Annotated in this window: 6 protein-coding genes; 5 read left to right on the top strand and 1 reads right to left on the bottom strand. The window is 36.7% G+C overall.

Annotation, left to right across the window (positions count from 1 at the left end; genetic code table 11):
* The coding region (locus ABWO41_RS13735; protein ID WP_353139086.1) for a GMC family oxidoreductase at positions 1–755 on the top strand (755 nt) is incomplete at its 5' end.
* A 75-nt stretch (positions 756–830) separates the two neighbouring features.
* Here the strand turns inward: ABWO41_RS13735 and ABWO41_RS13730 are convergent.
* Positions 831–1,001: a hypothetical protein gene (locus ABWO41_RS13730; protein WP_353139083.1), complete on the bottom strand. Its 171-nt coding sequence runs from the start codon at positions 999–1,001 to the stop codon at positions 831–833.
* Between the two features lie 355 nt (positions 1,002–1,356).
* Here ABWO41_RS13730 and ABWO41_RS13725 point away from each other — a divergent pair, with 355 nt between their 5' ends.
* The 4 genes from ABWO41_RS13725 to ABWO41_RS13710 form a co-directional block, all read left to right on the top strand.
* Positions 1,357–2,340 carry a hypothetical protein gene (locus ABWO41_RS13725; RefSeq protein WP_353139080.1) on the top strand — a complete coding sequence of 328 codons (984 nt, stop codon included), beginning with the start codon at positions 1,357–1,359 and terminating at the stop codon, positions 2,338–2,340.
* A 154-nt stretch (positions 2,341–2,494) separates the two neighbouring features.
* Positions 2,495–4,018, top strand: coding sequence for a T9SS type A sorting domain-containing protein (locus tag ABWO41_RS13720; protein WP_353139077.1), 1,524 nt, complete (start codon positions 2,495–2,497; stop codon positions 4,016–4,018).
* A 70-nt stretch (positions 4,019–4,088) separates the two neighbouring features.
* Entirely contained in the window at positions 4,089–5,081 is a 993-nt protein-coding gene (locus ABWO41_RS13715; protein ID WP_353139073.1) for a hypothetical protein, read from the top strand.
* A 181-nt stretch (positions 5,082–5,262) separates the two neighbouring features.
* The coding region (locus ABWO41_RS13710) for a hypothetical protein (RefSeq protein WP_353139070.1) at positions 5,263–6,862 on the top strand (1,600 nt) is incomplete at its 3' end.

Here is a 6,862-nt window from a genome sequence, read left to right as displayed (position 1 = left end):
TCCTGCTTAACTCAGTTTCCCATAGATTCCCAAATGGTTTGGGTAATGATAATGGTTTGCTGGGTAAATATGTGGCTTTCCATAATTTTAGAGCCAGAGCTACCGCAGAGTGTGACAATTATAAACAATATACATCTGAAGGTCGTAGGCCAACTAATTTATACATCCCCAGATTCAGGAATTTATATAAACAGGATACTAATTTTCTAAGGGGCTATGCTGCCGGATTTCGGGCGTTAAGAGCACAGAAAGAATTAGAAGGGTGGGGCGACAGTCTTAAAAATCAGTTGTTAAACCGGGAAGAAGGGAACTGGCTCATTCATTCGCATATGATGGGAGAAACAATTCCACAAGAGAATAATAAGGTTACATTAGATAGGCAGCATAGTGATCCATGGGGAATACCATTGCTGAATGTTGATGTATCTTATACAGAGAACGATGAATTGATGATGAAAGACTATTATGAGCAAATAACGGAAATGTTTGATAAAGCAGGTTTTAAAAATATTAAGGTACATGATAGTGGACAGGCTCCCGGGCTTGATATTCATGAAATGGGTGGAGTACGGATGGGTAGAGACCCAAAGACTTCCCTGTTGAACGAATGGAACCAATTGCATTATTGTCAAAATGTATTTGTAACAGACGGAGCTTGTATGACTTCTACAGGAACACAAAATCCTTCGTTAACGTATATGGCCCTAACAGCAAGAGCTTGTAATTATGCAGTTTCTGTTCTTAAAAGTATTTAATATTATCAACTGTATTTTGTTAGCCGGGTAATCCGACAAGCTCATTACCGACTTAACCGAGCCATCAAATAGTGTTTAGGTTCCTACTATCTGCCGGAACCGGTTTGTGCTATCATTGATTTTTCCTTCTCTGGACTGAACTTCCCGAAATGAATTCGAGACAGTTATTCCAGCAATTTTACCTATAAGTTCCTGAAGCTCTCCTGCACAATTCCAAAGATAATTTCGCTGACGGCGATCAGGCATTCAGAGGGCGTATTGGAGCACCATCCCTATTGATTTATATACAATACTTACCTGAGCAGGTAGAGGAAAAGCTATAATGATATGATACGATGTTTATGCTAATGCCGGGACGGCTCCCAAAAATCGGGAGCCGTCCCGGCAGTTTTTATACTTTTTATCGTAAGTAGACCTTTGTTTTAAGCTCTATATTAGTTTTTGTAAATAATTGTAGACCAGTAAAATATATTCTTGTTGATGATTTGAACCGATAATAGTTTTTGTTTTCTGCATTTACACTTTAGCTTTTTGCATGCTGAGAGTGTAAAATGTTAATGGATATATTCTTAATCATATAAAAATTAAAAAATAGACAATCATGAAGAAAATACTAATATGCTCACTATTAGTTTGGGGAGTTTCTCATTCGCAATTAAATGCGCAATGGATTGAGTCGGGAAAATCAAAAAACACAATCTGGGAATATAGTTTTTCCGGTGGCAAAGGAACTGAAAAGGGAAGAGGTCTCGAAAAAATATCTATACCCTCAGTTCATGATTTTTTGCCTAAGCCTTCTTCTGGAGAAGTAAGGATATCTACTGCCGATATAAGTCTCACAGATGGAAGTTCTTTTACACTTAACGGAAATTGTGAGACTCCCTGCTTAACTATGGTACATACAAGTGGAAATTATCCTCAGCCTGCTCCCTCCAAATTTGTAGCAAGGAATTTTGCAGGTACTTCTAAGGTAATGAGTGCGCATTTCAAAATGAGCCTTAACCATGAAACCAATAATAAGCAAGCCATTTGGTATTTAGCCGTTGGCGATGCCTCCAACGAATTATTTACAAATAAAAACATAGCCCCCTCAATTTCTAATAATGGACCATCAGACCATACTTTATACACCGTACTAAGATTTAGAAAAGTGGCTTTTAACGGTAAATATGGCCTACAGGTAAGGCATGGTAACGGAACAATTAAATGGGCCTGGCAAAATGTACCAGGTGTTGGCTTAAATAAGGGTAAAGAATATCAGATAGATCTTTTTTTTAACAATACAGACCAACCTCAGGATTATACTCATAACGGAACAGCCAAAACATTGGCAGCAGCAGCTTATCATATCTATATAGATAATGTGCAAAAAGGAGAAAATCTTACAACCCTGAACAGAAATGTTGTACATAGAGGTAACAATGTTAACCAATATACGGGTAATTTATCTGGTTTTGCTTTTATGTCCCGGGAAGGGGCGCAATCATTTACCGATGGTACAGCTCCCGCCGATCCGGTAGAGCAGGATAATTCGGCATCTGCCAATTTAAGTGATTTTAAAATTATTCATAAAAAGGAGAAATAGGAAAAAGAAGTAGGTATTAGGCTAGCTTTCTATCAACTTATCCCAGATCTGAAGTGGGAGAGTAAAGGCCCGGTTGATTTCAACAAGTACAGGGAATTTGCGAATAGCCTGATAAAGCAGATAATCATAGCAACTAATTATTAAAATATAAAGCATGAAAAAAATTTTATTATTCTCTTTGTTGGTCTGGTTGGTATCTCCTTCGAAATCCCGGGCTCAGTGGGTCGAATCAGAAACCTTAAAAAATTTTAATTGGGACTATAACTTATCGAGCGGAAGCGCTACTGTGTCTGGCATAGGGCTTGAAAAAATATCCACACCGTCTGTTGAAGATTTTTTACCAAAGCCTTCTTCAGGAGAGGTAAAAGCTGCAATATCTCCTGCAAGCGCCTCGGCGGGAGCTTCTTTTACCCTTAATGGTGTAACTACTCCCTCTTTAACCATAGTACATAATGGTGCAAACGGAGATGCTCCTGCACAGCCCGCACCCGTTAAATTTGTAGCGAGGAATTTTGCTGCCAGCTCTAAAGTAATGAATGCACATTTTAAAATAAACTTGAATAACACTGTCGGTAACACACAGGCTATTTGGTATATTGTTATTGGCGACGGTTCAATTGATGAGTTTTCAGGAAATACTTTAACTCCTTCAGCTGGCGCAAATAATACCACCAGAGATCAATTTTTATATACGGTATTACGTATCAGGAAAGTAGTAGCTGGAAATACTTATGTTTTACAGGCCAGATACCGCAGTGGAAACTCGACAACATGGGGGTGGCATGACGTAGTTGGAGGTAGTTTAGTGAGTGGTACAGAGTACACAATAGATTTATTTTGTAACAATACGGACCAAGATCAAAGCTATACATTTAATGAGGAACCAACTCCAAAACAATTGAATGCTGCTGCATATCATCTATATATAAATAAAGTACAAACGCCTAATAACAACCTGACAAGGAATGTTGTATATCGTTCTACTAGTGATATAAGGCAATATACTGGTAATTTATCCGGGTTTGCTATCATGTCCAGAGAATCGGCCCAAACAGGAGGGGTTAATGACCATTCTGCCTCTATAGTTTTAAGCGATCTTAAAATCGTTCACCTTACAGATGAAACAACAATGCCTGTAACATTAACAAGTTTTACCGGTAATGCAACAAATAATGGAATAGCCTTAAACTGGCAAACAGCCAGTGAGCAAAACAATTCGCACTTTATACTTAGCCGCCGCTCGGGCAATGGTAAAGACTTTAGAGAGATAGCAAAAATAACAGGTAACGGCACCACATCTTCTATTCATAATTATTCTTTTACAGATGTATCTCCGGTAACAGGTTTTAATTATTATAAATTAGAACAGGTAGATTTGGATGGAAAAATAAATGCATTGGACAAAGTTGTAGCCGTTAATTATACTACTTCAAAAGATGATTTTACGGTTTATAAACTATCAAATAATAATATAAAACTATCAATTACATCAAATAAGGCAGAGTCCTCTGAAATTATTATTACAGACATTTCTGGCAGGGCCATTTACAAAACAAAAAGAATTTTAGAAGAAGGCGTTAACGAGTTTGAACTTCCTGTATCTAATTTTAAACAGGTTATTTCTATCGTTCGTGTACAAACAGCTTCTGATACTAAAAGCGTTAAAATTATATTATAATTAAACCAAGTGATTTAACAGGCTCTATTTAAAAACGGCCTGTTAGAATTATTTTATAAATAAACAATAAATGATGAAAAAGAACAGTGCAGTATTTCTTTTATTCACCTTAGGTATGGTGGGATTTCAGGCCAGAGCTCAATGGACAGAATCTGGTAATTTAAAAAATGTTAGTTGGGAATATACTTTTGCAGGTAGCGGTACGGTTACCAATGCTGATGGAGGAATAGAAAAAATATCCACATCTTCTAAAGCAGATTTTTTGCCTAAGCCATCTTCCGGAGAAGTTAGAATTATTGGAACCGATGAATTAGGAACCGGCAGGGCATCTTTTACGCTTAATAATATCGGAAGTAATTCTTCTTTGACAATGGTTCATACAAGCGGAAAAGCTTTTCAGGCAGCTCCGGCTAAATTTGTTGCAAAAGATTTTGCCGCTAAATCTAAAGTAATGAGTGCCCATTTTAATATAACGCCAAATAGTTCTGCTGAAAATGTTCAGGCAATTTGGTACATTGTTGCAGGGGCAGGTGCAAATGCAAACATTTCTGGTAAAAATGCTCCGGCAATATCGGGTTATCAAAATACAGATAATGGAATATATACTCTTATAAGATTTAGGAAATCAACAGCCGGTGGGGCATACGGCCTGCAAGCAAGATATAATAGTGGTGACGAAAAGAAATGGGGTTGGAAAACAATACCTGGTGCTACTTTAACTAATGGAGTAAGCGCAAAAATAGATTTGTTTTTTAATAATACGGATAGCCCTCAATCTTATACCTTTAATGGAGCAGAGAAAACGTTAGAGGCAGCGTCATATCATGTTTATATAAATGGCGCACAAAAAGGTGCCACTTTAAAAGAATTAACCCGAAATATTTCAACACCAGGTAGTAGTACACTTAGATATACAGGCGATTTAAATGGTTTTGGTATAATGTCACGCGAGGGCGCTCATTCTAATAAATTCGAAAGTGATGGTACTACAAGAGCTTATGATAATTCGGCTTCATTAACTATCAGTAATTTAAAAATTGTTCATCTGGCTACAGCTAAATAAGGAATGGTTTAACTATAGTATGCGACAATAATATGAAATGTGCATTTTCGCATGCCTAAAATTAGTAAAATACAAGAAATAGGATTGCCTTTATTGGTGATTATAAAATAAATGCATTTCTATTTCTTCTATTTCAACTTAGCTAAACTTAATTAAAAAGGAATAATCTCTATTACTCAGAATGAAAAAAACAATTAATTTACTGCTGTTATCTTTTTTTGCTATATCTGTTTCAGCACAAGACTTACCTGTAATTCCAAAAGAAAATTTTAAAGTAACCAATTTGGGGCCGCAGGTAACAGATATTATGTTACAAGGTAGCGTATTTGTAAAAACTGATGGAAAACTATTGATTTATACAGTTACAAGGGGTACTCCGGCACATGTTCTCGCTTTTAATGTAGCAACCAGAAAGCTGGAAGTTGATTTGCCTTTGCCAAAAACAGATGGTTCATGGGATTTGGAACTAAGTTCAACGGGTATTGTATATATAGCAGGAGGTGCGGGTGGTAATTTTTATAAACATGTGCCGGGCTCTGGTAAAGTAGAGCCTCTTGGGAAAGTGCTGGGAACAGAAAATTATATTTGGGATTTATCTGCTGGGGAAAATGGCGAAGTTTACGGAGCAACCTATCCAAATTGTAAAGTTTTTAAATATCATCCGGATGAAGGAATTACAGATTTTGGCAATGGGCCTATGGTGAAAGGCCAGAATTATGTAAGAGGCTTGGTATACAATCATTCGAATCAAAAAATATATGCAGGTATTGGTACTCATGCGCACCTGATAGAGTTAGACGTTAAGAGTAAATCTAAAACTAATGTGTTGCCAGAGAATTACAGCGTTGCCGGTAAATTTGTATATGATATTGGCCAGGTAGAAGGATTGAAATCTGGCGACAGGGTTTATTTTACTGGACCTGCTCCCGAAGTGATGGTATATAACATTACAAAAAAGGAATTTGAAGATAATATACCAAATTTTGCCGTAAAAACTATTATTAAAGATCCAAAATCCGAGAAGGTTTATTATGTACATGGTGGCAATAAAATAATGATGTTAGATTATGCTCAGGAGAATCCAAAACCTCAGCAAGTTTCTGATTTTAGCGGTAAGCCTTTGGCATCTACCTGGAACGAAAAAGGAGAGCTTCTTTTCCTAACCAGTAATCAGGAAATTATTACTTTTAATCCTATAACATCAGAAAAAAAGAGTGATTTATTGGCTGTTCCTGCACAACCTATAAGTATAACAGTGCTAAAAATGGGCCCTGATAAAAAGCTCTGGTCTGGTGGTTACTTGAGCGGAAATAATGCAGCTTACGATTTAAATAAGAATAAGGCCGAAGTTTTTCTGGGATTATCACAAACAGAAAGCCTTACTGTACTGGGTTCTAAAATATATTTTGGGAATTATCCGGGTAGTAAATTTAATGTTTATGATACTTCAAAAGAGTGGAGTAAGGATAAAAATAATCCTAAACAGATAGGGATTGTAAAAGGTCAAGACAGACCGTTTGGAGCTTTAGCTGTACCTTCCTTAAATAAAGTGTTTTTTGGAACGGTTCCTAATTACGGTATAAATGGTGGGCAGCTGGTAGAAATAGATGGCCTTACAGATAAAGTTAAAGGTCATGCTAATGTTGCTGGCAAGCAATCTATTATTACACTTGTTTTTCAGGATAATATGTTAATAGGAGGTACTTCTATTTGGGGCGGATTAGGAATTCAGCCCGTAGAAAAGGAAGCTAAATTGTTTGTTTGGGATCCTGTGAAAAAAC

The organism is Pseudopedobacter sp. (assembly GCF_040392825.1).
In the GTDB taxonomy this organism is placed as follows: domain Bacteria; phylum Bacteroidota; class Bacteroidia; order Sphingobacteriales; family Sphingobacteriaceae; genus Pseudopedobacter.
This window is presented reverse-complemented; position numbering and strand designations above follow the sequence as displayed.

Excerpts from the sequence above, each read along its gene's own strand:
- ABWO41_RS13730 (WP_353139083.1), bottom strand. The coding sequence starts at position 1,001 with ATGCCTGATCGCCGTCAGCGAAATTATCTTTGGAATTGTGCAGGAGAG.
- ABWO41_RS13725 (WP_353139080.1), top strand. The coding sequence starts at position 1,357 with ATGAAGAAAATACTAATATGCTCACTATTAGTTTGGGGAGTTTCTCAT.
- ABWO41_RS13720 (WP_353139077.1), top strand. The coding sequence starts at position 2,495 with ATGAAAAAAATTTTATTATTCTCTTTGTTGGTCTGGTTGGTATCTCCT.
- ABWO41_RS13715 (WP_353139073.1), top strand. The coding sequence starts at position 4,089 with ATGATGAAAAAGAACAGTGCAGTATTTCTTTTATTCACCTTAGGTATG.